Below are 26,705 nucleotides of genomic sequence, written 5' to 3'. Positions count from 1 at the left end.
CTAGGTCTCCTTCTTCCACTTACTCGACCGAGAGATCCGAAGCGGACATCGCTCCGGACGCTTGCGGCTGACGCTTACGAAAATACAACGGCGCGAACGCCTCTTTCTGGTTCAGTTCCATCTCGCCTTCCCGCACCAGCTCGAGCGCGGCGGCAAAGGTGGAGGCAAATACCGTCGCTTTCTGCGAGGGATCGACAACATAACTGAGGAGAAATTCGTCGAGGCAGCTCCAGTCCTCGGCCATGCCGACCAGCCGCTCCAGCGAGGCGCGCGCTTCCGACAGCGACCACACCGTGCGCTTGGCCAGATGCACCGTTGCCAGCACCTTCTGTTGACGCTGCGTGGCATAGGCCGTGAGCAGGTCGTATAGCGTCGCGGTGAATTTGGGGTGGCGGATTTCCGCGATCGATTCCGGATTGCCGCGCGGGAAAATATCGCGCTGGAACTGCGGCCGGTTCATCAGCCGATTGGCCGCCTCGCGGATGGCTTCCAGCCGGCGCAGCCGGTTGGCGAGCGCGGTCGCCATCTCCTCGGCGCTCGGGCCGTCCGGCGTCGCCGGCTCCGGCAGCAGCAGCCGCGATTTCAGGAACGCCAGCCAGGCCGCCATCACCAGATAGTCGGCCGCAAGCTCGAGGCGGATCTTTCGCGCCGCCTCGATGAAGACGAGATACTGGTCGGCCAGCGCCAGGATGGAAATTTTGGACAGGTCGACCTTCTGTTGCCGCGCCAGCGTCAGCAACAGGTCGAGCGGACCCTCATAGCCCTCGACGTCGACAACCAGCGAGGGCTCGCTGTCGGTGCCGTCAGCGGCGGGCCGTCCGGTCTCAAACGATAGAATCTCCGCGGTCATACCGTCCCTACCCGATCCATCAACGCGTCCAGTTCAGCCCGCGCCGCCTGCCGGTCGAGCGGCAGCGGCGCCTTTCGCGAGGCCAGCGCCCGGTTGGCGCGATTGAGGGCCTCGCCCGTCAGTTCCGGCGTCTCGGCTGCGACATCGCGCATTTCGTCGAGCTTGCCGTTGCAATGCAAAACCATGTCGCAGCCGGCGTTGACGATGGCTCGGGTCCGCTCGGCGATCGATCCCGCCAACGCATTCATGGACACGTCATCACTCATCAACAAACCCTGGAACCCGATTACGCCGCGAATCACCTGCCGGATGATTGTCGCAGAAGTCGTCGCCGGATGGACGGGGTCTAGCGCGCTAAACACAACATGTGCGGTCATCGCCATCGGCAGGTCCGCCAGCGGTTGGAAGGCGGCAAAATCGGTCCGATCGAGCTCTTCCCTCGTCGAATCAACCGTTGGCAGCCGAAAATGACTGTCCGCTGTGGCCCTTCCATGGCCGGGAATGTGCTTCAGGACCGGCAACACCCCGCCCTGCTCCAGCCCCTCGGTGACGGCGCGGGCGATCGCGGCCACTCTGCCCGGCTCGGTTCCATAGGCCCGGTTGCCAATGACGGCGTCGGCCCCCGCAACCGGCACGTCCGCCAGTGGCAGGCAGTCCACCGTGATTCCGAGGTCGATCAGGTCGGCTGCGATCAGCCGTGAGCTCAAACGGGCGGCCTTGAATCCCAGTTGAGGGTCGATGTCGTACAGCGCCCCAAAGACGGCGCCTGGCGGATAGACCGGCCAATGCGGCGGTCCGAGCCGCTGCACCCGCCCGCCTTCCTGGTCGATCAGGACGGGCGCATCGGCGTTTCCGACCAAATTGCGCAATTCGCCAACCAGCGAAGCAACTTGCGCGGGGGTCTCAATGTTGCGTTTGAATAGGATAAAGCCCCATGGCAGCTCGGCACGGATAAACGCGCGCTCGTCAGCGCTCAATTCCAGTCCGGATATGCCTGTGATGAATGCGCGGCTGCTCATGGGGGCCGATTAGGCCCCTCACAGCTCCCGGGTCAAGGAAACGGCCGTTAATTCCTGAGGATGACGCACTGTCCGCCGGCGGTTTTCAGGTTGCCGCACAGCTGCGCCGCCTCCTCCTGAGAACCAAACGGTCCGACCATCGAGCGGTAAACGACGCCCTTGTCGCCGAGGTCCGCCCGCCTGATCGAAGCCGAACGTGTCCCCAGCACGGATGGATACTTGCCCTGCAGCGCCCGGTAGGAAGCCAGTGCATCAGCCTCGTTCTTCTGCGAGGAGACCTGAACGAGATATCCGACGCCGGAGGGCGCGGCCTGCGCCTGACCGGTTGCCGCGACACGGGTGGGCGCCGGATCGGGCGCTGCGCCGCCTTGCGGCGTCAGCGCGAGCGGGCCATTGGCGCTGGCGTTGGCGTTGGCGGATGACGGGCTGCGCGGCGCCGCGGCCGGGGCTGGCGCCGGTGCGGCCGTACGGGCAGCCGGCGCCGGCTTTGCCTGTGCAACCCCTGCAGGAACGCCACCATTATCGGCGTCGCCCTTTACGGCAAGGGTCTTGACCTTGCGCGGTTCGTTGTTCGGCAGGGAGCCGTTCGCGGCGGTCGCCGGCGGCGGAGCGGCCGGAGAGACGCTTGCGACCGAGGGCGGGCTGCCATTCGGGTTCAGCGGCGGAAACACCACGCGCGGACCGGACCTGGAGTTGACGTCGACCGGAGCCTCTTCACGCGAAACGATCTTTTCGCCGCCATCGCCGGGCACCATGCGGTCCGGTGTCTTGGCAGCGGCACCATCGCCCGGCGTCGCCATGACCTTGGTCGGGCTGTTGTCGGCCTTGATGATCGGCGGCTCGCCGCTGCGGGGTGAACCGACATAGGTTCGGTAGGCGAAGGCAGCCCCCGTCCCGACCACGGCCAGCGCCAGCACCGCGGCGACCGTAATCAGGCCGTTGCTGCGCTTGCGCGGCGGCTCCGGCTCTTCCTCGTAATCGCTCTGATAGGCGTAGGGATCATCCGGAAAGGCCGGATCACGTGCATATTCATGCTGCCCTGATTCCAGCTGGCCATACAGCGCGTCGTCATACCGCGAGGGATCCACCGGCTGCTCGTCCGCGTATTGCTGCGCCGGCGCGTGATGGTCCTGTTCATGTGCCGCCGGCTGCTGAGCCGCGTAGCGGTGCAAGGGATGCACGGGGCTCGGCTGGTAATCCTGCTCCGGCTCTTCGTATTCCTGCTGCGGTGGCAGTGGCGGCGCATCGTGCCTGGCGCGCTGCATCCATGGCGGCGGGCCCGCGGCTACACCGACCTCTTCCTCGTCCACGGCGTCGTGTTGCGGTCGCACGTTGGCCCGCGACTGCAGTGGGTGCGGGGTCTTGGCGCCGCTGCTAAACGGATCGGACTGCCCGATCAGCCGCGCCAGCTCCGCCAGCGGATCGCTGTCGCCCCTCGCCGGGGCAGCCGGGTTCGCGCCGCGATCATCGTCGGCGTCCGAAGGAAAAGTTCGTTCCTGGTATCTATCAGCCATCGTGAAGATGCATCCCCTTCGGGACAGCGCCAACCCGCCATGACCATACGAGCCATGAACACGAATTGGCTCCTGCCAGATACCCTCACAATCCCCATTGCGAGGGCCTATGCCCCTTGCCTACCGCATCTCGGTCGGAGCGTGGACGCCGAGAACGGCTAAGCCCGATTCCAGAACCGAGACGACGCCCTGGACCATTGCCAGTCGCGCCCTCGTAATGTGTGCATCATTAGTGATAATGAAGCGTAAATAGGGCAAATCCCGCCCCTTGGTCCAAAGCGCGTGAAATTCACTCGCGAGATCATAGAGGTAAAAAGCGATTCGGTGGGGTTCATGCGCCACCGCCGCCGCCTCGATCATCCGGGGATAAAGCGCCAGCTGCTTCAACAGGCTGAGTTCCGCAGGGTCCGTCAGCCGCTCCACCGCGGCATCCCCGAGATAGGCCGCCCGGGCGGAATCGCTCTCCGGCAGGTCCGGAAGCATTTCCCGGGCGTTCTTGAAGATCGAATGGCCGCGGGCGTGGCCGTACTGGACGTAGAACACCGCGTTATCCTTGGACTGCTCGATCACCTTGGCAAGGTCGAAATCCAGCACCGCGTCGTTCTTGCGGAACAGCATCATGAAGCGCACGGCGTCAGAACCGACCTCGTCGACCACCTCACGCAAGGTGACGAACTCGCCGGAGCGCTTTGACATCTTCACCGGCTCGCCGTCGCGCAGCAGCTTGACCAGCTGCACGATCTTGACGTCGAGGGCCGCCTTGCCCGAGGTCACGGCCTTCACCGCCGCCTGCATGCGCTTGATATAACCGCCATGATCGGCGCCGAACACGTCGATCAGGTTGGTGAAGCCGCGATCGAACTTGTTCTTGTGGTTGGCGATGTCGGAGGCGAAATAAGTATAGCCGCCATCGGACTTGATCAGCGGACGATCGACATCGTCGCCGAATGAGGTGGCCCGAAACAGCGTTTGCTCGCGGTCCTCGTAGTCGTCGACCACCTTGCCTTTGGGCGGCGCCAGGCGGCCTTCATAGACATCGCCTTTGGCACGCAGATAGTCGATGGTCTCGGTGACCTTGTTGTTGCCGGTCTCGATCAGCGAGCGCTCCGAGAAAAACACATCGTGCTTGATGTGCAGCGCCGAGAGATCGCCCTTGATCATCTCCATCATCATGTCGATGGCCTTGAGGCGCACGATCGGCAACCAGGCGTTTTCCGACATCGCCTTGAGCTTGCCGCCGTATTCGGCGGCCAGCGCCTGCCCAACCGGGACGAGATAATCGCCGGGATAGAGGCCTTCCGGGATCGCGCCAATGTCCTCGCCGAGCGCTTCCCGGTAACGCAGATACGCGGAGCGGCCGAGCACATCGACCTGCGCGCCGGCGTCGTTGATGTAGTATTCGCGCGTGACGTCATAGCCCGCGAACTGCAGCAGGCTGCACAGTGCGTCGCCGAACACGGCGCCCCGGCAATGTCCGACATGCATCGGCCCGGTCGGATTGGCCGAGACGTATTCGACATTGACCTTTTCGCCGCCACCAATCGCGCTCTGGCCGTAGGTGACGCCCTCGCGCAGCACGGTGCGCAGCGCGTCCGCCCACACCCCTGGCTTCAGGGTGAGATTGATGAAGCCGGGCCCGGCGACTTCGACGGAAGCGATCAGATCGTCGGCGCGCAGCTTTTCGGCGAACTTGTCGGCAAGATCGCGCGGCTTTGCCTTGGCTTCCTTGGCGAGCACCATCGCGGCATTGGTCGCCATGTCGCCATGGGTCGCATCGCGCGGTGGCTCGACCACCACTCGGGAGAAATCGATGCCGGCAGGCCAGTTTTCCTCGGCCGCTAGCACGGCACAAATCCTGTGCACGCGCGCAAGCACATCGGCAAAAAGGTGCGGAGAAGTGGGTTTTTCGGCCATTTTTTGAAGTCCTCGGCCGCCGCCTAACGCAAATCCGGGGTCAAGTCAAAAAGCCTCTGGTGCTCGATCAGGGCGAAACGGTCGGTCATCCCGGCAATGAAATTGCCAATCCGGCGGGCACGCCCGGCTTCGGTCTCCCGCTCGGTCTCCTCGACCCACTCGGCCGGCAGGTCAGCCGGCGATTTCTGGTAGCGCGCGAACAGGTCGAACACGATCTGCTCCGCCTCACCCATCACCCGCATCACCCGCTTGTGGCGGTACATCCGCTGCTTCAGGAATGCCTTGATGTCGGCCTCCTCCGTCGCCACGGCAGGCGGAAACGCGACCAGGGGCTGAGCGCAGTGGCGCACATCGTGGGCCGATTGCGGCTTGGCCGCTTCGAGCCGCCTGCCTGCCTCGGCGACAACAGCCGAGATCATGTAGGAAATCAGCTCGCGCACCAATTCCGCCCCGCGCCTGCCGTCATCGAGATCGGGATAGTGCTTGCCGATGTCGGCGATGATGGCGGCCGTGAGCGGCATCACGTTGAGGTCGTCGACGCTGAACAGGCCCGCGCGCAGGCCGTCATCGATATCGTGGGCGTCATAGGCGATGTCGTCGGCGAAGGCTGCGACCTGGGCCTCCAGCGAGGCGTAGGTCCACAGCTCCAGATCATATTTGCGGTTGAAATCGGCGATCCCGACCGGGATCCCGCTGTCGCTGTAGCGCCCGGTGGGGTCCCCGCTCCGCATCGTCAGCGGGCCATTGTGCTTGACGATGCCCTCCAGCGATTCCCAGCTCAGATTGAGCCCATCGAATTCGGGGTAGCGATGTTCCAGCGAGGTTACGACGCGCAGGGTCTGGGCGTTGTGATCGAAGCCGCCATGGGCCGCCAGGCATTTGTCCAGCGCCCGCTCCCCGGCATGGCCGAACGGGGGATGGCCGAGGTCGTGGGCCAGCGCCAGCGTCTCGGTGAGGTCTTCGTCGAGCCCGAGCTGGCGGGCCAGCGCGCGGGCGATCTGGGCCACCTCCAGCGAATGGGTCAGCCTTGTGCGGTAATGATCGCCTTCATGGAACACGAAGACTTGGGTTTTGTGCTTCAGGCGACGGAAGGCGGTGGAATGGATAACCCGGTCGCAGTCGCGCCGGAACGGGCTGCGGGTCTTGCTCGGCGGCTCCGTAAACAGCCGGCCGCGGCTGCGATCGGGATCGCAGGCATAGAGCGCGCGGGGGGCAGCCATTCCGACCGACACGTTTTTTTAGTCCTTATCCATTTGATTCTGCGAGATTACATACTTAACTATGGGGAGCGCGGGATACCAAATGAATTGGGTATGACGCCTTCGACCGGAGACCACGCATGACCACTGCCATCACCGTCAGCGAGCGGGCCGCCCGCCGCATCGGGCAAATCCTCAAGACCGAGGGCGACGGCGCCATGCTGCGCATTTCCGTCGAAGGCGGCGGCTGCTCCGGCTTCCAGTACAAATTCGACGTCGAGCATGCCCAGGCCGAGGACGATCTGGTGATTGCGCGCGAGGGCGCCGTGGTGCTGGTCGATCCGGCATCGGTGCCGTTCCTGGCCGGCTCGGAAGTCGATTTCGTCGACGATCTGATCGGCGCGTCGTTCCGGGTGGTCAATCCGAATGCCACCGCCTCCTGCGGCTGCGGCACCAGTTTTTCGATCTGAGCGACATCAGCGCGGCGTGGCGAACAACGCCTTCGCATTGCCGCTCGCGATCTGCTCGGCGATTTTGGGCGATAGCTGCGCCAGCCAGGCGCGATAGCTCGCCATGATCTCACCATAGCTCGCCCAGCGCTCCGGCACCCAGGTGTCCGAACCGAGCAGGAAGCGATCGGGATAGCGTTCGAACAGCGTCCGCCACTCAGCCGTCAGCTTGCCCGCGCCGTCGGTGATGCCGCTGCGATACGACAACTCTCCCCACAGCTTTGGGTATTTCGACAGCATCGCCGTGACGCGATCGGTCGACAGCCCAAAGCCGGTATGCGCCCAGATGATCCGGGCTTTCGGATTGTGCCGCATCAGGATCTCGACCGCCTCGTCATCGGCATGGGCGTGCAGATAGAGGTCGTTGGCGACCGCAAAATCGACGGTCTTCTTGACCCACTCGTTCTCCGCCGACTTGCCCGACAGATGGAATTCGCCGATGCCGCGGTAATAGCCGCGCTTGAATTCGTCCTGCACCAGATCGAAGATCACGGGGTCGCCGAACCAGCTCTGGATATCCGACCGGACGCGGTACGGACGGATGAAAGGCACGACCTGCAGGCCATCGGCCTTGGCATCCACCAGCGCATGCGTTCCGCTGTTCGGGCGGCTGGTCGCGAGGATGCCGGTGACGCGATGCTTCTTGAATAGCGCGAGCACCTCGTCGAGCTGGTAATACGGCTTTGGTTCCCAATTGTAATGCAGATGCGCGTCGAAGATTTCGATCGGCTCGGCCGCAACGGCCCTCGTCCCGACGTTCCACGCAAGCGCGGTCAGGATGACGATGCATCGCAAGGCGGTCCGCATTGCCCGCGCCGGGATCATTACTCGGCCGCGACCACGTGCGGCCGCTTCTCGTCGCCGGTTGCTTCGAGCTGCGGTTCGAGCCGGCGCTTCAGGCGGCGGTCGAGACGGTCGAGATAGATGTAGATCACGGGGGTAATGTACAGCGTCAGCAGTTGCGACAGGCACAGACCGCCGACCACGGCGACGCCAAGTGGCTGGCGCAGTTCGGCGCCGGCGCCGGCGCCGAGCGCGATCGGCAGCGTGCCGAAGATCGCGGCGAACGTCGTCATCATGATCGGGCGGAAACGCAGCAGCGCGGCTTCCCGGATCGCATGCTCGGCGCTGAGGCCGACGCTGCGCCGCTCCAGCGCGAAGTCGACCATCATGATGGCGTTCTTCTTGACGATGCCGACCAGCATCACGATGCCGATCATCGCGATGACGGACATCTCCATTCCGAACAGCATCAGGGTCAGGATCGCGCCGATGCCGGCCGACGGCAGGCCGGAGATGATGGTGATCGGGTGGATGAAGCTCTCGTAGAGGATGCCGAGGATGACGAAGGCCGCGAACACGGCGGCGAGGATCAGGACGCCCTGCCCGCGCAGCGAATCCTGGAACACCTGCGCCGTGCCGGAGAAGCCGGTGGCGATGGTTGCCGGCAGGTTGGAGCTCTGCTCGAGCGTGGTGATCTGGTCGACCGCATGGCCCAGCGAATAGCCGGGCGCGAGGTTGAACGAGATCGTCACCGCCGGCTGCTGCGCCTGGTGGTTGATTTGCAGCGGCCCCACCGTCGGAACCAGCTTCGCCACCGCTGACAGCGGAATGGTCTGGTTGTTCTGGGTCTTCATGTAGAGCTTGGACAGATCGGACGGATCGACCCGGAACTGCGGCTGCACTTCCAGGATAATCTGGTAGTCGTTCGACGGCATGTAGATGGTGCCGACCTGGCGCGAGCCGTAGGCGTTGTAGAGCTGGTTGCGAACCTGATCGACGGTGACGCCGTAAACGGCGGCCTTCTCGCGGTCGATGTCGACCGTCATCTGCGGGTTCTTGATGTAGAGATCGGTGGTGACGTCGAGCAGTCCCGGCACCTTCTCGATCTTGTCGCGCATCTCCGGCGCCAGCCGGTACAGCGAGTCGGTGTCGCCGCTCTGCATCACATACTGGTACTGGCTCTTGGAGATCCGCCCGCCGATATTGAGGTTCTGGATCGGCTGGAAGAACGCCTGCATGCCTGGAATCTGGCGGGCCTTGGTCCGGAGCCGCCCGATGATCGTCGTGAGGTTGTCGCGTTCCTTTTTCGGCTTCAGCGCGATGAACAGGCGCCCGTAATTCGCCGTCGCGTTCGGTCCGCCGGCACCGACGGTGGAGTTGATGTATTCGACCGCGGGATCGCCTCTCAGCACGGCGACCAGCGCCTGCTGCCGCTCCTTCATCGCATCGAAGGACGTATCGGTCGCAGCCTCGGTCACGCCGATCAGGAAGCCGGTGTCCTCCTGTGGGAAGAAGCCCTTCGGCACGATCATGTAGAGGTAGACGGTGCCGCCGAGCGTCGCCAGCGTCACGGCCAGCATCAGCGCCTTGCGCGCCAGCACCCAGTCGAGCGTCCATTCATAGGCACGCAGCCAGGATTCGAACATCGCCTCGAAAGCGCGAAGCACGATATTCGGCTTCTTGTTCGGGTCGTGCGCCCGCAACACGCGCGCGCACAGCATCGGTGTCAAGGTCAGTGAGACGAATCCTGATACGATGATCGCAACCGATACCGTCACCGCGAATTCGCGGAACACACGGCCGACGATACCGCCCATCAGCAGCACCGGGATGAACACGGCGATCAGCGAGAAAGTGATCGAGATGATCGTGAAGCCGATCTCGCGCGCGCCCTTCAGAGCGGCCTCAAACGGCCGCATCCCGCGCTCGATGTGGCGGACGATGTTTTCGAGCATGACGATGGCGTCGTCGACCACGAACCCGACCGACAGGGTCAGCGCCAGCAGCGTCATGTTGTTGATCGAATAGTCGAGCGCATACATCACCGCGCAGGTGCCGAACAGCGAGATCGGAACCGCCAGCGCCGGAATGAAGGTCGCGGACGCCGAGCGCAGGAACAGGAAGATGACGAGGATGACCAGCCCGATCGCGATCAGCAGCGTCTCCTCGACGTCGGCCACCGCCTGACGAATCGATACCGAGCGATCCATCAGCACGTTGATCGACACCGATGGCGGGATCTGCGCCCGCAGCACCGGCAATTTGGCCAGGATGCCATCGACCACCGCCACCGTGTTGGCGTCCGGCTGTTTCTGGATGCCGAGCACGATCGAGCGCTCGTCGTTCAGCCAGGTTGCGATCCGCTCGTTCTCGACGCTGTCGTAGATCTTTGCGACCTCATCGAGCTTGACCGGCGAACCGTTGCGCCAGGCCACCACGATCTTGCTGTAGTCGGCCGCCTTGTCCATCTGGCCGGAGGCCTGCAGGGCCACGTCCTGCTTCGGTCCGTTCAACGTGCCGACCGGGGTCGACGAATTGGCGGCCGAAACCGCGGAACGGATGTCTTCGAGCGACAATCCACGCGCCGCGGCGGCTTCCGGATCGGCCTGGACGCGAACGGCGAACTTCTGCGCGCCGTAGACGCTGACCTGCGCGACGCCCGGTATCTGCGACAAAGTCTGGCCGATGGTGATTTCGCCATATTCGTTGACCGCCGACAGCGGCAGCGTTGGTGAACCGAGCACCACGAACAGGATCGCGAAATCGGCCGGGTTCACCTTGCGGAAACTCGGCGGGATTCTCATCTCGATCGGCAACCGGCGTTGCGCGATCGTCAGCGCCGTCTGCACGTCGAGCGCGGCGGAATCGATGTTACGGTTGAGATCGAACTGGATCGTGATCGAGCTGGTGCCCTGCGAGGAATTCGACGACATCGAGGAGATGCCGGCGATGGTCGAGAGCTGGCGCTCGATGACGCCGGCGACAGATGATGCCATCGTTTCCGCGCTCGCGCCCGGCAAGGTTGCGGTCACGGCGATGGTCGGGAAGTCGACCCGCGGCAGCGCCGATACCGGCAGCAGGCGGAAGCCGAAGATGCCGAATGCAATGATCGACGCCGTGATCAGCGTCGTCATGACCGGCCGGCGGATGCAGAGCTCCGAAAGCGTCATCGGCTACGCCCCCGCCTTCTTTGTCCGCGGCTCGACCCGGGTTCCGTCCGACAGCAGCAATTGTCCGTCGACCACCACGCTCTCGTCGCCCGCGAGCCCTTCTGAGATCACCGACATGCCCTGCGAGGTGCGATCGACCGTGACCGGTTGGACCTTGGCTGTGCCGTCCTTGACGACGAAGACGAAATTGCCGGTCTGGCTGCGCTGCACGGCGACGGTCGGCACCACGATCGCATCTTCGCTGCGGATCGTCAGCCTGGTCGCGACCAGGGTGCCCGGCCACAAGGTCTCGTTCTCGTTGCTCATGATGCCGCGCACGGTGACCATGCCCGTGGTGGCATCCACCGTATTCTCGACCATCGCGACCTTGCCGGTCTCGGAGCGCTGATGGCCCGGGATGGTCGCCGTCACCCCGGATACCCCTTTCGCCATCGACTCCCGCAAATCCACCAGCACGCGCTGCGGAACCGCGAAGGTCACGTAGACCGGCGCCATCTGGTTGATGACGGCGAGCGGCGCGGTATCGGCGGGACGGACGAAGTTTCCAACTTTCACATTGGCCACGCTGATCCGGCCCGAAAACGGCGCGCGGATCGTGGTGTAGCTTTTCTGGACCTTGAGATTGTCCAGCGACGCCTGGTCGGACTTGATGGTTCCTGCCAGGATGTCGGCCGTCGTCTTGGCGTTGTCTAGATTGACCTGCGTGGTCGCGCCCTTCCCGATCAGTTCGCTGAACCGCCGGACATCGCGCAGCGCGCCTTCGAGTTGGGCGCGATCCTTCGCCAAAACTCCCTCAGCCTGCTCGATCTGGGCATCGATCTGGCGCGCATCGAGCGTGAACAGCAAGTCGCCTTCGTTGACCTTGGCGCCGTCCTGGAAATGGACCGACAGGATGGTGGTTTCCAGCCGCGACTTCAACGCCACGCTGGAGATCGGCGTAACCGTTCCGTTGGCGTCGACATCGACGGGCACGGACTTGCGCTCCGCCTTCGCCAGTTCGACCGAGACCATGCGCGGACGCTGCGGCCCCTGCGCGCTGGCGTTGCTCCCCATCCACGACGAGCGGGTTGTGTAGGCCGCGACGGCGACGATGCCGATAATGCCGGCAACAAGTATCCAGTTACGCTTTTTCATAATTTTTCACGTCCGTCGGCCCGCAAAGGACGGGACAGCTGCTCCCGGCCCCTTGACGGCGACTTTTACGCCTTATTTCTAGATAGTTATCACAGCCTCGCAGCACATGGTATGCCACTGGGCGAAAATGTGTTGTTACAATCCGGTCATTTGCAATGCGTATTGCTACGTGGAATATGCATTGGGATAATCCGGGTTCACGATGAACCGTTATGGACAGTCGAAAATTGCGTTTAAACGAGCTGTGACAACGACTTAGGGCAAATCAACCGTCCGATTGCGTCCGAAGCTCCACCATTGCAGCCGGTAACTTTTCGGGTACTCTGCCGGGTATCAATCACCGGATACCCGAATGCTCACAGTCACCGAAGTCAAGAACGCGAAGGCCCAGGACAAAGCAATAAAACTGCCCGACGCTGGGGGTCTGTACCTGCTGGTTAAGCCCAGCGGCTCGAAGCTGTGGCACTACCGCTTCTGGCTGCACGACAAGGAGGGCCTGGCGTCCCTGGGTCAGTTCCCCGACATCGGCCTTGCTGAAGCACGCGAGCGCCATGCAGCAGCCAGGAAGCTGGTGGCAAACGGCATCAACCCAGTACATGCGCAGCGCCAGGCAAAGCTGGAAGCGACACAACGGGAACAGCTGGCGGCCCAGGGCACGTTCGGTGCCGTCTGCGCATCGTGGCGCGCCTTGACCGACCCCGAGCTAAAGGCATCTTCAGTGCGTCAGCGCGAACGCGAACTGGACAACGATGTTTTGCCGGTGCTGCGCCGCCGCCAGGTCAAGAGCATCACGCGCCTGGAACTGGTGGCGATGCTCCACACCATTCAGCAGCGCGCGCCCGAGACTGCGCGCAACGTTCGCACCCACCTTGATGCGATCTTTGAACATGCTTGCAATACGGGGTTGTTGAGCGCGAACCCAACGCCCCCCAGGTCGATCCTGAAGAAGCGCCAGCAGAATGGCCACGCCGCCATCGCGGTGGATCGCGTGGGCGACTTTCTGCGCGCCGTTGATGCGGCCGGCATGAACCCGGAGACGCGCATTGCGATGCTGCTGGTGCTGCTGTGCGCTTCGCGGAAAGAGGAAGTGATCGGCGCGCCATGGTCGGAGTTCGACATTGAAGGCGGGCTGTGGTTGATCCCCGCGAACCGCATCAAGGGCAAGCGCGACCACTTGGTGCCCCTGCCCCGCCAGGCCGTCGCCTTGCTGCGCGAGCTGCGCGCCATAACGCCGCCGGAACGGACCTACCTATTCCCGAATCGGCGCGACCCCCAGCGACCGATGGCCAATCGGTCGTTGAACGCGGTGATGGAGCGCTTAGGCTTCAACGGCGAAGCAACCGTGCACGGCTGGCGCTCGGTGTTCAGCACGCGGTACAACGAGCTGGGGGTGAACGCCGATGTGATCGAACGCTGCCTGGCGCACGTCCATGGCAACTACACGCGAGCCGCCTACAACCGCGCCGAGTACCTGGATCAGCGGCGCAAGCTGCTGGCGCAATGGGCCGATTGGCTGGACAAACAGCGCGCCAAGAAGCCGACTTCGAAGAAGTAATTTCCTTCGACAGCACATCAACGAGCCCGCCGCCGAGCGGGCTTTTTTGCGTTTGAACGCCCCCGGAAATCCCCCCGGAGGACCGAATGCGTCCTACATCGTCCAATCGGGTCGTTTTCAACGAAAGGACCCACAGTGGAAACACTCTCTGAAATCGAACTGAAGCCCGTTCAACTGATGCAGGTTGGCGACGTTCTCAAGCTGACGCGCATCGGAAAATCGAAGCTGTACACGCTGCTGGCGGCCGGCGAATTCCCCAAGCCACTCAAGCTCGGCAAACAGAACCTCTGGCTGCTGCGCGAAGTTCACGCGCACATCGAGGCTGCGGCGCTGGCGCGCGATGGGAGCCCGGCATGAAAAAAAGAAACGCCCTGACACTGCAGGGCGCTTCGGCAAATCGTCTTGGCGGACCGGTTTTGCTTGAAGCGAAGTTTACCCGAGTAAGCGCAAATATTCAATCACCAGTGCTGCGCTGCGTGGCACTGGCCCGACAGATCGAGCGCGCGAATTACCGCATTGCCGACCAAATGCGCGCCGCGTTGGAGGGCATGCAATGAGCGAAAAGCAATTGCTGACGGTCGAGGATTTCAAAGGCTGGCAGCGCGTCAACGCGGCTGCGCTCGCCCAGTCCGAGGAATACGCTCGCGCCACCATGGTGGACGCGCTGCTGCGCGACGTGCTGCTGCGCATGAACTGGGGGCTGCAGGCCGCTTGCGATCACGCGTGGAGCACGCGCGCCAAGCATGCACCCCATTTCCACCGCCAGGCTGCACGCGAAGCGCTGGAGGCCATCGGCTGGCAAGGGGCGAACGAGTGAGCGCCCTGGACGAAATCTTCAAGCTGGCCAACGACCGCATTGCGCGCGAGAGCGCAGCGCGCGAGGCGCGGGGCGAGCCGCCCCCAGAGCTGCCGAAGCTGGAGCCGCGCGCGAAGCGCGGCACTGGTGGCGCAAGGCTGCCTTCGCCGTATGCGGGCAAGCCTCGCGCAGTGCCAGCACCGAAGCCGACACCAGCCCGCCAGGCGGCGCCGGCAGAAGCTGAAAGCGTACGCCTGGAGGACTTCCACGCGCACATGCCAAGCCACGCCTATCTGTTCACCCCGACCCGCGAGCTGTGGCCCGCCGCGTCGGTCAATGGTCGCATCCGCGAGTGGCCGACGAACCCGGGCACGATGAAGGCAATGAAGCCTTCGGACTGGCTGGACGCACATCGCCCTATCGAGCAAATGGCGTGGCACCCTGCAGAGCCCGAGCTGATCGAAGGCCGCGTGATGCAGATCAACGGATGGGCCGATCACGCAGGGGCGAAGGTGTTCAACCTCTATCGAGCCCCAGCCGTCATCAATGGCGACGCCAGGCGCGCGGACAAGTGGCGCGAGCATCTGCGCACGGTGTACGCCGCAGAGGCTGACCACATCGAGCAATGGCTTGCGCAGCGTGTGCAGCGGCCTGGCGTGAAGGTGAATCACGCGCTGGTGCTGGGCGGATCGCAGGGCACGGGCAAAGACACGCTGCTGGAGCCAGTGCGCGCCGGTATCGGGCCGTGGAACTGGCAGGACATCAGCCCCGTGCAGATGCTCGGCCGCTTCAATGGCTGGGCTAAGGCTGTGGTGGTCCGCGTGAACGAGGCGCGCGACCTGGGGGACGTGGACCGCTTCGGCTTCTATGACCACTCCAAAACCTACATCGCCGCGCCGCCCGATGTGATCCGCGTTGATGAAAAGAATTTGCGCGAGCACTACGTGGCGAACGTCATGGGCGTCATCATCACCACGAACAACCGGGTTGATGGCCTGTATCTGCCCGCAGATGATCGGCGGCACTTCGTGGCGTGGAGTGAACTGACGCGCGACGCTTTCACAGAGGGCTACTGGTCCGACCTATGGGGCTGGTATGAGCGCGGCGGCATCGGCGACGTGGTGGCATTCCTGCGTTCGATGGACCTATCGCGGTTCGACGCAAAGGCCCCGCCGCCCAAGACGCCGGCTTTCTGGGCCATCGTGCAGACGAACGAGGCGCCCGAATCGAGTGAACTGCGCGACCTGCTGGAGAAGGCCGGCGAACCCGAGGCCACCACGATCAGCGACATCATTCTGCGCGCTGAAGCAGAGCGCATGTTTGACTTGGCGGCCGAGCTGCGCGACCGGAAGAGCCGCCGATCCGTGCCGCACAAGTTCGAGCGCGTTGGATACGTGGCGGTCCGCAACCCCACTGCCGAAGATGGCTTATTCAAGATCGCCGGCCGCCGCCAGTGCGTCTATGCGAAGAAGTCGCTTCCGCTCCCCCTCCAGGTGCGTGCAGCGCGTGAGCTGGCTGACCGTCAGACTGGTCAGTGAATCGGTGAAGTCAGTGAAAAACCATCCGCATCCTGAAGACACCACCACTCCCGCGTATTTCGTGATCGATCACGGTATACGCGGGGGAAGGTGGGGCGCTATGGATGGAGATAGAAAAACCACTGACTGCACTGATTCACTGACCAGGCGAAGGACGACGCTAGACCATGGGGCATCACGCGGCGTCATTGCGGCTAACTCTGAGCGCCATGCGCAGCTTGTGTTTGGCTATGTTCGGACACGAACGGTACGGCGCATGCTCGCGCGACCTGATCCTGTTGGCTGGGTTGGCAGGTGGGCCGCTCACACCACACAAGGCATCCGAGGTGTGCGGCGTCCCGCGCGGCACTGCGGCTCGACGCTTGGCACACCTGGAGGCCAAGGGCTTGGTACAGCGTCGGGCTAGTGGCGCGTACACGTTGACGCGCGAGGCCATGAGCAGGCTGGAGGCGGCGAGGACGGCCAGGCCCATGTAATACCAAAAGGTACTCCGACGCACCCGACCCTAGGGCGGGGGCACCGTCCCCGAGACAGCGCCTATCTGCCTGCCTTTTTTTTCAGCACTTCTACTTCCTAACCGAGAAGCCAAACCATCATGAGCGAACCAATCTATGCGATGACCGCCACCGAGCTGGGCGAAATCTTCAATCTGAGCGCGCGACGCGTGGCACAGCTGCACGAAGAAGGCGCGCTGCCACGGCTGGAGCGCAACAAATACGATTGCGGCTGGCTTACCCACCTACTCGCCGGCCGCAAGATCACGCAGCGCTACGCGAAGAAGCCGGATGCAGGCCAGACCGTCGCAATCGGCTGGCTGTCGTCGCTCGGTAAAGACCCCACCGACGCAGACCTGGAGGCGTTCGGTGACCTTTGGATTCGCAATGGGCTTACCCGAGCGGCGGCAATGATGGCTGTCGGCGCGGCTCAAGCGAGGCGCGTAGCATGACGGTGCTTGTCTTTGATGGCCAGGTGCTGGCAGCCGACCGGCGCACAACGGACATGCGTGGCCGGTTGACCACCACCACCAAGATTCACCGCGCGCCAGGCGGCGAGTTGCTGGCCGGAACAGGCGACGCAGCGGTGTGCGCTGAACTGAAGGCGTGGTATCTCAGCGGCGCTCGCCCTGACGATTTCCCGGTGACGGCTCGCGCCAATGTCGCCGACCTGTACGTGTTCTCACGCAGCGGCGTCCTGCACTACTACTCTGGCCCCCATCCTTGCACCATCGAATGCCAGCACGTTGTCGCCGGCTCTGGCGGTGAAGTGGCCAGGGGCGTCCTGCACATGGGCGGCACCGCCGTGCAAGCCGTGGAGGCCGCGTGCCTTTATCGCGGTGACTGCGGCGACGGCATCGACGTGCTGGAGCTGGTCGCATGAAACAAAACCCTGAAGACCTGGAGGCAATCATTGCCGCGTCCTGGCCCGAGTGCGTCGGCACGTTGATGGGCGCCGACCACGGCGACCCAGCCAGACGCGAGCGTCAGCGAGTGGATGCGCTGCGCCTTGCCGCTGCCGCGCTGGACTTCGCAGGCGAAACCGTCCTGGCCAACGAAGTGCGTGAGCGCATCGAGGACGCCGCCTGAGCGGAAATCCCCCCGGAGGATTTCGGAGTTCGGAAGTCAGAAGATCGAATCTAGATCAACGACGACCAAGCCAAAAAAATGCCTTCCCTGATTGACCAACTTGACCAAGCCTTGGAGCGCTCGCGCAGCACCACCGCAGCGCAATCCCTGGGTATCTCCGAACTGATTCGCGGCGCACTGCGCGAAACCGGCAGCTACGCGCACTACCCCGTGGGGATGTCTGAGCCCAGCTACGTGACGCGCAAAGAACCGGCGGTTGTCGGCAGCTTCCGCATGACGGATGTGTTTCCCGCTCCCACCGGCGAACTGGTGCGACAGCTCGACATCGGCAGCAGCCACCGCACCGCCGGCAACATCTACACGATTGCCTCGGCCGTTTTCAATTCCAGTCGTGTGCTGCAAGCCGGCGCCCGACTGGTCCCAATCAAGGACGCGCCCGCCCCGGTGCAGCGCGATGGCGTGACCGCGTTCTATCGCCGCCCCGCAGAATTCAAAGTGGTCACGGCCCCCGCCATGTCGGTGGTCACAGACGGTGCCGATGTCACCGTGAGCCCGCTGCCGGTGGCCAGTGCCAGCATCGATTTCCCGGATGCGCCGAGCCACGCAATTAGCTTCAAGCTCTCGCGCCGGGAGCGGAAAGACAATGACGAAGCCGACACCGAATACATCGTCGCGCGCGCCTTGACGCTCGGCCTGGCGCGGCTCTGCGATGCGGTGGTGTTAAATGCCATCGTGGTCGCGGCCCCCGCGCCCTTCAGCCTGGCGGCAGCCGCCGCGCGCGGCCTGCGCTTCGGCGAACTCGCCGCCATTGCGGGACGCCTGGCGACCGGCGCGACCGTTGCGCAAGACGGCACCCTGCGCGTGGCGGGCATCCGTGCCGAGCTGACCGATGTGGTTGATGAAAGCGTCGTCGCCTGCTGGTCGCGCATCGGCGTTGCCTGCGAAGATGAATGCCGCGTAATCGTGCGCCGAACGAACACCAACGGTGACATGGAAATCACCATGTTCACGAACCTGGCGGCGATGCTGCCAACTGCCGACTACTGGCTGGCGGCCTGACATGCGACGAGAACCACGTCAGCGCACGCCGCGCGCCCAGGCGGTAGACCTTCCTGGCGACGTGATGGCCGAGCTGGCCATGGCCGGCGAAAGCTTTTCCGAGCGCGCTGCACCTGAAGGCGAAGAGCGCACTGCTGTGCAGATCGGAAACAACCAGGTCACGCTGATGGAGAGCCTGACGCCGGCCGCCATGCAGCGGTATTTCCCGGAGCTGAAGGAACCTGGCCAGCCAGAGAGTGCGCTCGCGTACCTGCGCCGGACGGTCCGCGCAGCCAAGCGCGCGCTTCGCAGGCAGCGCGGTGGCGGCGGCTTCGTAAACCGCTGGAAGGAAATGTGATGCACGCCACCGAACGCCGAAGCGAAAAGCTGACCCTGGTACTGAAGCCCGAGCAGCGCCGGCAGATTGAGGCCGTGCGCCACCAACTCGAACAGCGGGGCCGCAAGGCCAGCCTGTCCGCCGTCGCCACGGCACTGATTGAACAAGCGCTGCGCCAGCCGGCTGCGGTCTAAAAAACTCGGCTCCGAAGTCGGTCTGTCCCATCCTCGAAAAGTAACGGGTTTGATGACATGGGGCAGACCGGATCGGGCACCTACAACGCGACGGCCTGGCGCGCCTTCCAGGTCAGGGGCATCACTTGAAAAAGTGGTCGAATTTTTCCGGCGGGGCCTACGGGCGCCGGTGAGCGCGAGTCCCGGCGCACCCGAAGGCACCAATACGGTTTAGACACCCATGAGCCAGAAGAAACTTTCAGCGGTTATCTCAATTGGCGGCGTTGTTGCCTCCAGTCTGAAGAGTGCAATCGGCACCACGACGAGCAGCTTCAACAAAGTCGGCGCGGCCATCAGCGAAGTCACGAAGCGCCAGCGCGAGCTGAACGCCGTGATTGCCCAGCAGGAGCGCCTGGGGGCTGCCGGCAGCGCCATGAAGGTGCAGCTGGCGCAAAAAGAGTTGGCAACGCTCGACAAGAAAATCGGCAAGCTGCGCACCATTCAAAGCCTGGAGGCAAAGGGCGCGGCCCTGGCCACCAAGCGCGCGGAAATCGGCGGCGCATTGCGCGGCAGCGTTGCCACCGCTGGCGCCGCTGCGCTGCCCGTTGGCGCAGCCATGATGAAGTCGGCGCAGTTCGGGCTGAACTCCGCGCGGATCGGCGTCACCGGCGACATGTCGCAGCCGCAGATTGCCGGCATGAACGCGGAAATCCTGGCCGCCAGCAAGGCCACAAATCAATTCGCAACCGACATGCAGGCGGGGCTGGGTTTCCTTGTCGCCTCTGGCCTCACGATGGACAAGGCGCGCACCCAACTTACCCTGCTGGGCAAAACAGCGACGGCCACGGGCGCCGAAATGGCGGACGTGTCGAAAACGACTTTCACCATGGTGGACACGCTGAAGGTTGGCCTGGGCGACACGCAAAAGGTGTTGGACACGTTGCTGGTCACGAGCAAAGAAGGGAACGTCGAATTCAAAGACATGGCCCGCGCGGTGCCGGCGCTGGGGGCGTCGTTCGCATCCCTCGGCATGTTCGGCCGCGAGGCAGCCGCCAGCATGGGCGCCGCGCTGCAGATCGCGCGCAAGGGCACCGACACGGCGGACAAGGCGGCCACCAACATGGAAAACTTCCTTGCGAAGATTCAAAGCCCCGAGACGCTGAAGAAAGCCGGCAAGGAATGGGGCGTGGACTTTAGCGAGGTCGTCGCCAAGTCGATCAAGGCAGGCCAGAACCCGCTGGACGCAGTGCTGGAAGTCATCAAGGCGAAGTCCGGCGGCAGCCAGAAGGAAATTGGCGAAATCTTCGGCGACATGCAGGTGCAGGCATTCCTGCGGCCGATGATGCAGAACTTCGATGAGTACAAGCGCATCCGCGACAGGGCCATGGGCGCCGATGGCGTGATCGAAACCGACTTCCAGAAGATCGTCCGCGAGGACTACCAGGCGATGCTGGCCGTGGGCCAGGCGATGCAGCGGTTTGCCATCAAGGTGGGCGGCGCGCTGAACAAAGCCTTCGGTGGCGCTGGTGGCCTGGCGGACAAGATCGACGCGACGGCGGAATGGATCGGCAAGAACGAAGCGCTTGTGGGCACGCTGGCCAAGGTTGCGGCTGGCGCGCTGGTGGGCAAGATCGCGTTCAACGCGCTTCGCTACGCCGTGGTGGGCGTGCAGTCCGCCGTCACCATGGGCCGCCTGGCATGGGCGCGCTTCGCCGTGGCGCTGCCGGCCATCGGTGCGGCCCTGGCGCCTATCGCCTTGCCGTTGGCTGCAGTCGGCGCCGCCCTGCTGGTGGGCGGCCTGGTGCTGCGCAAGTATTGGGAGCCGGCCAGCGCGTGGCTGTCTGGTGTTGGCGCCGGCTTCACTGAAGTGCTGGGCCGCATGGGGCCGCTGGGCGATGCCTTCAAGCTGGTGGGCGATGCCGTGGGCACGGTGTGGACTTGGTTCACCAAGCTGCTGGAGCCCATCAAGAGCAGCGCGGCCGAGCTGGACGCGGCGAAGAATGCCGGCGTGCGGTTCGGCGCGGCCCTGGGGGCAGCGTTCGACTTCGCGTTCAAGCCGCTGACGCTGCTAATCGGTGGCATCCAGTGGGTCATCGCCAACGTGGGCGCGGCCATCGGCAAGGTCAGAGCCATGGCGGGGTCGGGTGCGCCTTCCCTGTCCGGCGGCTATGACGCCATGGGCAATTCCACCGGCATGCCGGACCTGCCGGCGCCGGCCATGGCTTCGGGACGCGGCACGGTGAACAACACCACCCAGGTGGTGAACAACAACAGCGTGGTGGTCAATGCGAAGTCCGACGCGAAGGAGACGGCGGCAGAGGTGGATCGGCTGCTGAAGCGGCAGAACGCCGTGAACGGGCGAAGCTTGATGTACGACGGCGCTACGCCGTGACCTGGAGGCCCGCTTCGGCGGGCTTTTTGTTTGGGGCAATGCTAGGCTGTGCGAATCATGACCGTGAACCCCGAAACCCTTTACCTGCAATTGCAGCGCCTGGTGGCGACGATGCCCGACCTTGCAAAAGGCCCGCTAACGCCGGAAGTCCATCAGTGGCTCGGCCGCGCTGCGGTGCTGGTGGAGGCGGCGGGCGATGGTGTCGATGCGATTTCGCTGAAGGTCTCCGTAGACAGCTTGGACGGCCCGATTCGGCAAATGAATGCCGGCACTATCGTCTCTGTGGTCCATCGAGCGCTGGCGCGAGCGGAGGCTTTGGCGCCAGTCACTGCGCAAGGCGCCTTCATTGCAGCGGGCGACACGCTGGGTGCGTTCGCAGCGGCAGCCAAGGTTCTGGCGCAAGCCAAGAAGGACATCCTGATGGTGGACCGCTACGCGGATCAAACCATCATCACTGACTTCGCCGTGACGGCCCCTGACAGCGTGCCGGTGCGCATCCTGGCCGGCGACAAGGAAGGCCGCAAAGCGACGATGCGCCCCGCCGTCGAGCGCTGGGGGCAGAAGTTTGGCGCCACCAAGCCGATTGAAGTTCGCGTCATCCAGGAAACCAAGCTGCATGACCGGCTGATTGTGATTGATGGCGCCGAGGCGTGGAGCCCGCACCAGTCGTTCAACGGCATGGCGAAAAGCTCGCCCACGTCCATTGAGCGATCAGACCCCGAGCTGGGCGCGGCGAAGATCGCGGCCTATGAAGAACTGTGGCAGGCCGGCGACCCGCTTTGAGCTGTTTGCCGGTGGTGTGCTAGTCTGCCCACGCCCCCGATACGGCGCCCCTCGCCTAGCCTAATTTTTTTCGGGTATCAGGCCGGGTACGATCGCCATCGATAAAACAAATTCCCTTGCAAGACAATAGGTTACGTCCGATATGCGCATAGCCACCTGGAACGTCAATTCGGTCCGGCAGCGGATCGACCATCTCCTGACCTGGCTGAAGGACTGCGCGCCTGACGTCGTCTGCCTGCAGGAAATCAAATGCATCGATGAAGCCTTTCCGCGGCTCGAGATCGAGGCGCTCGGCTACAACGTCGTCACCCACGGACAGAAGACTTTCAATGGCGTTGCGCTGCTGTCGAAGCTGCCGTTCGAGGAAACCAAATCCGGCCTCGCCGGCGACGACGAGGACGCCCATGCAAGGTTCCTGGAAGGCGTGATTCCCCTGAAGAAGGGCGTGCTGCGCATCGCCTGCCTTTATCTGCCCAATGGCAATCCTGCGGATTCAGATAAATATCCCTATAAACTCAAATGGATGTCGCGGCTTCTTGAGTATTCCAGAGAACGACTTAAAGCGGAGGAGCCGCTGATCCTGGCGGGCGACTTCAACGTCATCCCGGCAGCAGGGGACGTCTACAATCCCGCCGCCTGGGCCAATGACGCGCTGTTCCGCCCGGCAACCCGCGAATCCTTCCAATCGCTGCTCGGGCTCGGACTGACGGACGCACTGCGCGCCGTGAACGACGCGCCCGGCCAGTACACCTTCTGGGACTATCAGGCCGGTGCCTGGCAGAAGAACTGGGGCTTGCGGATCGACCATTTGCTGCTGTCGCCGCAGGCCAGCGACCGGCTCACCAATGTCGGCATCGACAGCTACGTGCGGACCTGGGAAAAGCCGTCCGACCATGTCCCGGTCTGGGCCGATTTCGATCTCGAAACCGCCTGAGCGAATAAGCGCCGCTCAAGCCGCGGCAGCAACCAAGCTGCGGCGGGAATCAGTCCCGGCGGCCCTGCACCCAGTGCTCGAGCATCTGCAGCGCCATGGCGCGGTCGTCGCCGGAGGCTTTCGACATCGCCCGGGTGTAGCTTTCCTTGATCCAGACCTCGTCCGGCGCCGCGCTCTCGCTCGCCAGGGTCAGCCACATCAGCCCGCGCGCGCGCTGCGGCGGCAGCCGGTCGCCGTTGAACAGCATCTGGCCGAGCAGCGCCTGTGCCTGATGCTGGCCCTTCTGGGCGGCCAGACCAAGCCAGCGGGCGCCATAGCGGAAATCTTCCCGCGAGGCGTCGGGGGTCTTCAGATAGAGCCGCGCCAGGTCGTACTGGGCATCGGCATTGCCGAAATAGGACGCGGCATAGGAGAACATCTCCCGCGCCCGCTCCCGGTCGACCTTGACCTTCGAATTGGGAATGCCGTTGAGGTAATACCGGCCCAGCGCCACGAACGCGTTGGCCACAATCGTCGCCTGAGGCGCCGACGGGCTATCCTCGGCATGCTGGTTGGCAATGCGGCTGAAATATTCGAACGCCCGCAGGTCGTCCTGGGTGACGCCATCGCCGTTGGCATACATCCGGCCGAGCTTCCACTGGGCCACGGGATGACCGCCTTCGGCGGCGTATTGCAGGGAGGTCAGCGATGGCGCGGTCGCGGCAGCCGCCGCGGTTGCCGGCGGAATCGCCTTTTTCTGGCCCGGAATACCCAAGGCCTGAGCGTTCAACGCCTGGGCAGCGGGCTGGGAAACCACGGGAAGAGCGGCATCTTTGGGATTTACCGGCGCACCATCGAACGCGAATCCGGAGCCTGCCACCGGTGCGGCCCCTAACATCAACGCAAGAATGATACGCCTAGATGTCCGCATAACACTGTTTCTCGTGCGCGCCGTCTGGGTGGGAAACAGCGCCACCCATCGCCTGCCCGATCCTTTGGGCGTCCTTCCACAGCGCAGCCGATTTGAAGTTAGTCGCTCGGGACTGCCGTTTGGTCTCACGTTCAGGGGCGTCGGCGCCGGTCAACTTTACGTTAAGACTCGCCGCGGCGGCCTCCTCGCGGTCCAAGCCGCGGACAGAACCTGGAAATTCAGAACCTGAAAATTTCGGCTTCGACATGCCCGCGACCTTCACGACCGCACCTTCCTGCGCAAAATTATCATTTGGGCCGACGACAACGCCGGTGACGGCCATCACCTTTACGCTCTTGAGGTTTTCGGCGATCGTCCGGCCCGAGGCGGTAAGGCAATTCCCGCGCAGGTGGCCATTGTCGAGCAGCGTCTTCATCAGAAGCGATATGCTCCCAATTTCCTGTATGTCTTTGGCAACATCACGGCCGCCCGGCTGCAAACCCGCGGCATACGGAGTCTTTTTGAAGATTTCCCCCGCCAAGATTTCGGCCGCCTCGACCAAATTGAATTTGATGCTGCGTTGATCGGTGGCGATCCCGGACGGGTGCGGTGCAGCATTGCTCGCGTCGCGGGAAGCCGCGACGACGGCGGCATAGGCTTGCGGCGCGCACGAGGGACCCGCCGTCACTTGACAGCTCGGCAGCCTGTTCTTGATGTTGGTCCCTGCGTGCATCGCGAACCTGTTTCCCCAGCCGTCTCGTCTTCGCGAGCGCTGTGGCCATCAGCCAATGAAGGCATGATTTCATGCAGGGGTGTGGCTAAAAAGCGGCGCAGGCAATAGCTGGCTGCTTTGACGGTTAAATGTTCAGGAACTGTTGCGGCCACGCAACAATAGTGGCAAGTGGGCAACGATCGACGGCACAACTCGCACAGGCTGTGGAACAAAATTCGCGCTACCTTGCTTGGCGCCACCCGGACTGCGTGTTTGCCTGATCGTCACAACCGGCAACCGGTCGATCGCGCGCAGGCCAGGCCGCTTGCGCCATTTGATTTCGGATGGATCGGCCGCCTGCGCCAGGTCGGGCCAGCGCCGCAACAGCGATTTGAGCGCACATCGGCCTTCGATCCGCGCCAGCTGATGGCCGAGGCAAAAATGGATTCCGGTGCCAAACGCGATGTGGCGGTTGGGCCTGCGCTGCAGGTCGAGCCGCTCGGGATGCGGATTGGCCTGCGGGTCCATGTTGGCGGCGGCGAGCATCGCCATGACCTTTTCGCCCTTCCTCACCTGCACGCCGCCGAGATCGACATCCCGGCGCACATAGCGCGGCTTGGTGAATTGCACCGGCGTGATGAAGCGCAGAAATTCCTCGACCGCCAGATCGAGCCGGCTTTCATCCTCACGCAGCCAGTGGCGCAGTCCGGGATTCTTCAGAAGCTCGAACGCCGATCCGCTGATCAGATGCGTCGTGGTCTCGTGGCCGGCGAACAGCAGCAGGAACACCATCGACACGATCTCCTCGCGGCTGATCTTCCCGCCGTCCTTTTCGACGCGCACGATCTCGGCGATCAACCCCTGCCCGCCTTGCCGGCGAACGGTTTCCAGATGCTGCTCGACATAGCGCCGCATGGCAAAAATCTTCGGCATCATGCCGAGAAAGCCGAGCGCACCGGTGAAGCGGGTAAAGCCGCTGGCCCAGGCGGTGAATTTGGCGCGGTCGGCGAGCGGCAGCCCGAGCAGTTCGCAAATCACCGACAGCGGCAGCCGGCGCGCAAAGCGCTCGACGAGATCGGCGGGACTGCCATCGGCGAACAGTTCATCGGCAAGCTGGTCGCCGATCGCCTGGATATGCGGCTCCATGTCGAGCACGGCACGGCGGCGGAACGCTTCGTCGACGATGTCGCGCAGCCGCTTGTGGTCGGGCTCGTCCATCGACAGCATGCTGTTGGCGAGCGTGCGCACGATGCCCGGCATCCCGGCGACGTTGCCGTCCTCCCGGCGGATGGTGAAGGTCCCGGTATCCTTCAGCACCTGATCGGCGAGCGCTTGCGTGGTCGTGGCCCACACCTTGCCGATGATCGGAAAGCGCACTTCCACCACCGGCCCGATGGTGCGCAGCTTCTCGATCGCGGTGGCGGGATCGCGAAAGAACTCCTGGCTGGTGAAGTCGGCCTGTAAACTCATGCGCGGTACCTTCGACGAATGCCGGGAGTTCTATATGCGTTCGTGGCGAGAGAATTCCAGATCGGGCAACAGCTATAACTCGTCGTCCCGGCCTTGAGCACAGATGCGCAATTGCGCATCGGGGGACCCATACCGCGTGATGCTCATTGTTGCAGAAGGTATTTGACACTTGCGTTCTCACCGATGGGCCGCGGCGTATGGGTCCCGGCTCAAGGCCGGGACGACAGCGTATTTGTAGCTGCACCGTGCACTGAACGTACTTACGCATTCTCGCGACGCATTGCGCCCGAGCTCTGCCAGAAATCCGTGCCCTCGAAAATAGAGGGCGCAGGGAAGACCGGGTGCGCGCTGCACCCGCGGTCCCGTGTGCGGTTTGCACTAAGTAGGCTGCACACGAGCATACAGGGCAGCGG

Annotated in this window: 26 protein-coding genes and 1 pseudogene; 16 read left to right on the top strand and 11 right to left on the bottom strand. The window is 63.7% G+C overall.

The window, feature by feature from the left end:
- Positions 1-19: 19 nt before the first annotated feature.
- The 5 genes from JQ558_RS34700 to JQ558_RS34680 all read right to left on the bottom strand — a co-directional run bounded on the left by JQ558_RS34700 (position 20) and on the right by JQ558_RS34680 (position 6,529).
- A complete protein-coding gene (locus JQ558_RS34700) occupies positions 20-850 on the bottom strand; it encodes a segregation and condensation protein A (protein ID WP_192739516.1) in 831 nt (276 codons plus the stop codon).
- On the bottom strand, positions 847-1,869 hold the full coding sequence (gene nagZ / locus JQ558_RS34695) for a beta-N-acetylhexosaminidase (RefSeq protein ID WP_212296516.1): 1,023 nt from the start codon (positions 1,867-1,869) through the stop codon (positions 847-849). Before nagZ ends, JQ558_RS34700 begins: the two co-directional genes overlap by 4 nt.
- Positions 1,870-1,916: 47 nt before the next feature.
- Positions 1,917-3,383 carry an SPOR domain-containing protein gene (locus JQ558_RS34690; RefSeq protein ID WP_212296515.1) on the bottom strand — a complete coding sequence of 489 codons (1,467 nt, stop codon included), beginning with the start codon at positions 3,381-3,383 and terminating at the stop codon, positions 1,917-1,919.
- Positions 3,384-3,503: 120 nt separating this feature from the next.
- Entirely contained in the window at positions 3,504-5,297 is a 1,794-nt protein-coding gene (argS, locus tag JQ558_RS34685; RefSeq protein ID WP_212296514.1) for an arginine--tRNA ligase, read from the bottom strand.
- 23 nt (positions 5,298-5,320) lie between these two features.
- Positions 5,321-6,529, bottom strand: a complete 1,209-nt coding sequence (locus JQ558_RS34680) for a deoxyguanosinetriphosphate triphosphohydrolase (protein ID WP_212296513.1) — start codon at positions 6,527-6,529, stop codon at positions 5,321-5,323.
- Positions 6,530-6,636: 107 nt separating this feature from the next.
- Here JQ558_RS34680 and erpA point away from each other — a divergent pair, with 107 nt between their 5' ends.
- Entirely contained in the window at positions 6,637-6,966 is a 330-nt protein-coding gene (gene erpA / locus JQ558_RS34675; protein WP_192739521.1) for an iron-sulfur cluster insertion protein ErpA, read from the top strand.
- A 6-nt stretch (positions 6,967-6,972) separates the two neighbouring features.
- Here the strand turns inward: erpA and JQ558_RS34670 are convergent, their stop codons facing one another.
- The 3 genes from JQ558_RS34670 to JQ558_RS34660 are packed head-to-tail and all read right to left on the bottom strand — an operon-like array spanning position 6,973 to position 12,092.
- Positions 6,973-7,812, bottom strand: coding sequence for an amidohydrolase family protein (locus tag JQ558_RS34670; protein WP_249119770.1), 840 nt, complete (start codon positions 7,810-7,812; stop codon positions 6,973-6,975).
- Positions 7,813-7,829: 17 nt separating this feature from the next.
- On the bottom strand, positions 7,830-10,958 hold the full coding sequence (locus JQ558_RS34665) for an efflux RND transporter permease subunit (protein ID WP_212296512.1): 3,129 nt from the start codon (positions 10,956-10,958) through the stop codon (positions 7,830-7,832).
- Between the two features lie 3 nt (positions 10,959-10,961).
- Complete coding sequence (locus tag JQ558_RS34660) at positions 10,962-12,092, bottom strand: efflux RND transporter periplasmic adaptor subunit (RefSeq protein WP_212210505.1); 1,131 nt, start codon at positions 12,090-12,092, stop codon at positions 10,962-10,964.
- Positions 12,093-12,444: 352 nt separating this feature from the next.
- On the opposite strand from JQ558_RS34660, the gene JQ558_RS34655 reads away from it, so the two are divergent.
- The 15 genes from JQ558_RS34655 to xth all read left to right on the top strand — a co-directional run bounded on the left by JQ558_RS34655 (position 12,445) and on the right by xth (position 23,221).
- Positions 12,445-13,647: an integrase arm-type DNA-binding domain-containing protein gene (locus JQ558_RS34655; RefSeq protein ID WP_212296511.1), complete on the top strand. Its 1,203-nt coding sequence runs from the start codon at positions 12,445-12,447 to the stop codon at positions 13,645-13,647.
- A gap of 135 nt (positions 13,648-13,782) precedes the next feature.
- Positions 13,783-14,004 (top strand): AlpA family transcriptional regulator, encoded by a 222-nt coding sequence (locus JQ558_RS34650; protein WP_212296510.1) that lies wholly within the window; start codon positions 13,783-13,785, stop codon positions 14,002-14,004.
- A complete protein-coding gene (locus JQ558_RS34645; RefSeq protein WP_212296509.1) occupies positions 14,001-14,204 on the top strand; it encodes a hypothetical protein in 204 nt (67 codons plus the stop codon). Before JQ558_RS34650 ends, JQ558_RS34645 begins: the two co-directional genes overlap by 4 nt.
- A complete protein-coding gene (locus JQ558_RS34640; protein ID WP_212296508.1) occupies positions 14,201-14,464 on the top strand; it encodes a hypothetical protein in 264 nt (87 codons plus the stop codon). Before JQ558_RS34645 ends, JQ558_RS34640 begins: the two co-directional genes overlap by 4 nt.
- Positions 14,461-15,981 carry a primase-helicase family protein gene (locus tag JQ558_RS34635; RefSeq protein ID WP_212296507.1) on the top strand — a complete coding sequence of 507 codons (1,521 nt, stop codon included), beginning with the start codon at positions 14,461-14,463 and terminating at the stop codon, positions 15,979-15,981. Before JQ558_RS34640 ends, JQ558_RS34635 begins: the two co-directional genes overlap by 4 nt.
- A 167-nt stretch (positions 15,982-16,148) precedes the next feature.
- The gene (locus tag JQ558_RS38460; protein WP_409410619.1) at positions 16,149-16,457 is read left to right on the top strand and encodes a MarR family transcriptional regulator; all 309 of its coding nucleotides are present in this window, start codon (positions 16,149-16,151) and stop codon (positions 16,455-16,457) included.
- Between the two features lie 119 nt (positions 16,458-16,576).
- Entirely contained in the window at positions 16,577-16,927 is a 351-nt protein-coding gene (locus JQ558_RS34625) for a hypothetical protein (RefSeq protein ID WP_212296505.1), read from the top strand.
- A complete protein-coding gene (locus JQ558_RS34620) occupies positions 16,924-17,358 on the top strand; it encodes a hypothetical protein (protein WP_212296504.1) in 435 nt (144 codons plus the stop codon). Before JQ558_RS34625 ends, JQ558_RS34620 begins: the two co-directional genes overlap by 4 nt.
- Positions 17,355-17,564: a hypothetical protein gene (locus JQ558_RS34615; RefSeq protein WP_212296503.1), complete on the top strand. Its 210-nt coding sequence runs from the start codon at positions 17,355-17,357 to the stop codon at positions 17,562-17,564. The genes JQ558_RS34620 and JQ558_RS34615 overlap by 4 nt, the downstream gene beginning before the upstream one ends.
- 78 nt (positions 17,565-17,642) lie before the next feature.
- Positions 17,643-18,623 (top strand): hypothetical protein, encoded by a 981-nt coding sequence (locus JQ558_RS34610; RefSeq protein WP_212296502.1) that lies wholly within the window; start codon positions 17,643-17,645, stop codon positions 18,621-18,623.
- A gap of 64 nt (positions 18,624-18,687) precedes the next feature.
- Positions 18,688-18,960, top strand: a complete 273-nt coding sequence (locus tag JQ558_RS34605; RefSeq protein ID WP_212296501.1) for a hypothetical protein — start codon at positions 18,688-18,690, stop codon at positions 18,958-18,960.
- Entirely contained in the window at positions 18,960-19,133 is a 174-nt protein-coding gene (locus JQ558_RS34600) for a hypothetical protein (protein ID WP_212296500.1), read from the top strand. The genes JQ558_RS34605 and JQ558_RS34600 overlap by 1 nt, the downstream gene beginning before the upstream one ends.
- A gap of 220 nt (positions 19,134-19,353) precedes the next feature.
- Positions 19,354-21,504 (top strand): phage tail tape measure protein, encoded by a 2,151-nt coding sequence (locus JQ558_RS34595; RefSeq protein WP_212296499.1) that lies wholly within the window; start codon positions 19,354-19,356, stop codon positions 21,502-21,504.
- 57 nt (positions 21,505-21,561) lie between these two features.
- Positions 21,562-22,287 carry a hypothetical protein gene (locus JQ558_RS34590; RefSeq protein ID WP_212296498.1) on the top strand — a complete coding sequence of 242 codons (726 nt, stop codon included), beginning with the start codon at positions 21,562-21,564 and terminating at the stop codon, positions 22,285-22,287.
- Positions 22,288-22,429: 142 nt separating this feature from the next.
- Positions 22,430-23,221: an exodeoxyribonuclease III gene (gene xth / locus JQ558_RS34585; RefSeq protein ID WP_212274948.1), complete on the top strand. Its 792-nt coding sequence runs from the start codon at positions 22,430-22,432 to the stop codon at positions 23,219-23,221.
- 49 nt (positions 23,222-23,270) lie between these two features.
- Here xth and JQ558_RS34580 read toward each other — a convergent pair whose 3' ends face one another.
- The 3 genes and pseudogenes from JQ558_RS34580 to JQ558_RS34570 all read right to left on the bottom strand — a co-directional run bounded on the left by JQ558_RS34580 (position 23,271) and on the right by JQ558_RS34570 (position 26,292).
- Positions 23,271-24,131, bottom strand: a complete 861-nt coding sequence (locus JQ558_RS34580; protein ID WP_212210509.1) for a tetratricopeptide repeat protein — start codon at positions 24,129-24,131, stop codon at positions 23,271-23,273.
- A pseudogene (locus JQ558_RS34575) lies at positions 24,118-24,762 on the bottom strand (dihydroxy-acid dehydratase); the annotation flags it as partial. The pseudogene JQ558_RS34575 and the gene JQ558_RS34580, both read right to left, overlap by 14 nt.
- Before the next feature lie 213 nt (positions 24,763-24,975).
- On the bottom strand, positions 24,976-26,292 hold the full coding sequence (locus JQ558_RS34570) for a cytochrome P450 (protein ID WP_212296496.1): 1,317 nt from the start codon (positions 26,290-26,292) through the stop codon (positions 24,976-24,978).
- Between the last annotated feature and the right edge of the window lie 413 nt (positions 26,293-26,705).

The sequence above is a fragment of the Bradyrhizobium sp. AUGA SZCCT0160 genome, assembly GCF_018130105.1.
In the GTDB taxonomy this organism is placed as follows: domain Bacteria; phylum Pseudomonadota; class Alphaproteobacteria; order Rhizobiales; family Xanthobacteraceae; genus Bradyrhizobium.
This window is presented reverse-complemented; position numbering and strand designations above follow the sequence as displayed.

What these genes read in the sequence shown, in the direction of transcription:
- JQ558_RS34700 (WP_192739516.1), bottom strand. Translation starts at nt 850, where the DNA reads ATGACCGCGGAGATTCTATCGTTTGAGACCGGACGGCCCGCCGCTGAC.
- nagZ (WP_212296516.1), bottom strand. Translation starts at nt 1,869, where the DNA reads ATGAGCAGCCGCGCATTCATCACAGGCATATCCGGACTGGAATTGAGC.
- JQ558_RS34690 (WP_212296515.1), bottom strand. Translation starts at nt 3,383, where the DNA reads ATGGCTGATAGATACCAGGAACGAACTTTTCCTTCGGACGCCGACGAT.
- argS (WP_212296514.1), bottom strand. Translation starts at nt 5,297, where the DNA reads ATGGCCGAAAAACCCACTTCTCCGCACCTTTTTGCCGATGTGCTTGCG.
- erpA (WP_192739521.1), top strand. Translation starts at nt 6,637, where the DNA reads ATGACCACTGCCATCACCGTCAGCGAGCGGGCCGCCCGCCGCATCGGG.
- JQ558_RS34670 (WP_249119770.1), bottom strand. Translation starts at nt 7,812, where the DNA reads ATGCGGACCGCCTTGCGATGCATCGTCATCCTGACCGCGCTTGCGTGG.
- JQ558_RS34665 (WP_212296512.1), bottom strand. Translation starts at nt 10,958, where the DNA reads ATGACGCTTTCGGAGCTCTGCATCCGCCGGCCGGTCATGACGACGCTG.
- JQ558_RS34660 (WP_212210505.1), bottom strand. Translation starts at nt 12,092, where the DNA reads ATGAAAAAGCGTAACTGGATACTTGTTGCCGGCATTATCGGCATCGTC.
- JQ558_RS34655 (WP_212296511.1), top strand. Translation starts at nt 12,445, where the DNA reads ATGCTCACAGTCACCGAAGTCAAGAACGCGAAGGCCCAGGACAAAGCA.
- JQ558_RS34645 (WP_212296509.1), top strand. Translation starts at nt 14,001, where the DNA reads ATGAAAAAAAGAAACGCCCTGACACTGCAGGGCGCTTCGGCAAATCGT.
- JQ558_RS34640 (WP_212296508.1), top strand. Translation starts at nt 14,201, where the DNA reads ATGAGCGAAAAGCAATTGCTGACGGTCGAGGATTTCAAAGGCTGGCAG.
- JQ558_RS38460 (WP_409410619.1), top strand. Translation starts at nt 16,149, where the DNA reads ATGGGGCATCACGCGGCGTCATTGCGGCTAACTCTGAGCGCCATGCGC.
- JQ558_RS34625 (WP_212296505.1), top strand. Translation starts at nt 16,577, where the DNA reads ATGAGCGAACCAATCTATGCGATGACCGCCACCGAGCTGGGCGAAATC.
- JQ558_RS34620 (WP_212296504.1), top strand. Translation starts at nt 16,924, where the DNA reads ATGACGGTGCTTGTCTTTGATGGCCAGGTGCTGGCAGCCGACCGGCGC.
- JQ558_RS34615 (WP_212296503.1), top strand. Translation starts at nt 17,355, where the DNA reads ATGAAACAAAACCCTGAAGACCTGGAGGCAATCATTGCCGCGTCCTGG.
- JQ558_RS34610 (WP_212296502.1), top strand. Translation starts at nt 17,643, where the DNA reads ATGCCTTCCCTGATTGACCAACTTGACCAAGCCTTGGAGCGCTCGCGC.
- JQ558_RS34605 (WP_212296501.1), top strand. Translation starts at nt 18,688, where the DNA reads ATGGCCGAGCTGGCCATGGCCGGCGAAAGCTTTTCCGAGCGCGCTGCA.
- JQ558_RS34600 (WP_212296500.1), top strand. Translation starts at nt 18,960, where the DNA reads ATGCACGCCACCGAACGCCGAAGCGAAAAGCTGACCCTGGTACTGAAG.
- JQ558_RS34595 (WP_212296499.1), top strand. Translation starts at nt 19,354, where the DNA reads ATGAGCCAGAAGAAACTTTCAGCGGTTATCTCAATTGGCGGCGTTGTT.
- JQ558_RS34590 (WP_212296498.1), top strand. Translation starts at nt 21,562, where the DNA reads ATGACCGTGAACCCCGAAACCCTTTACCTGCAATTGCAGCGCCTGGTG.
- xth (WP_212274948.1), top strand. Translation starts at nt 22,430, where the DNA reads ATGCGCATAGCCACCTGGAACGTCAATTCGGTCCGGCAGCGGATCGAC.
- JQ558_RS34580 (WP_212210509.1), bottom strand. Translation starts at nt 24,131, where the DNA reads ATGCGGACATCTAGGCGTATCATTCTTGCGTTGATGTTAGGGGCCGCA.
- JQ558_RS34570 (WP_212296496.1), bottom strand. Translation starts at nt 26,292, where the DNA reads ATGAGTTTACAGGCCGACTTCACCAGCCAGGAGTTCTTTCGCGATCCC.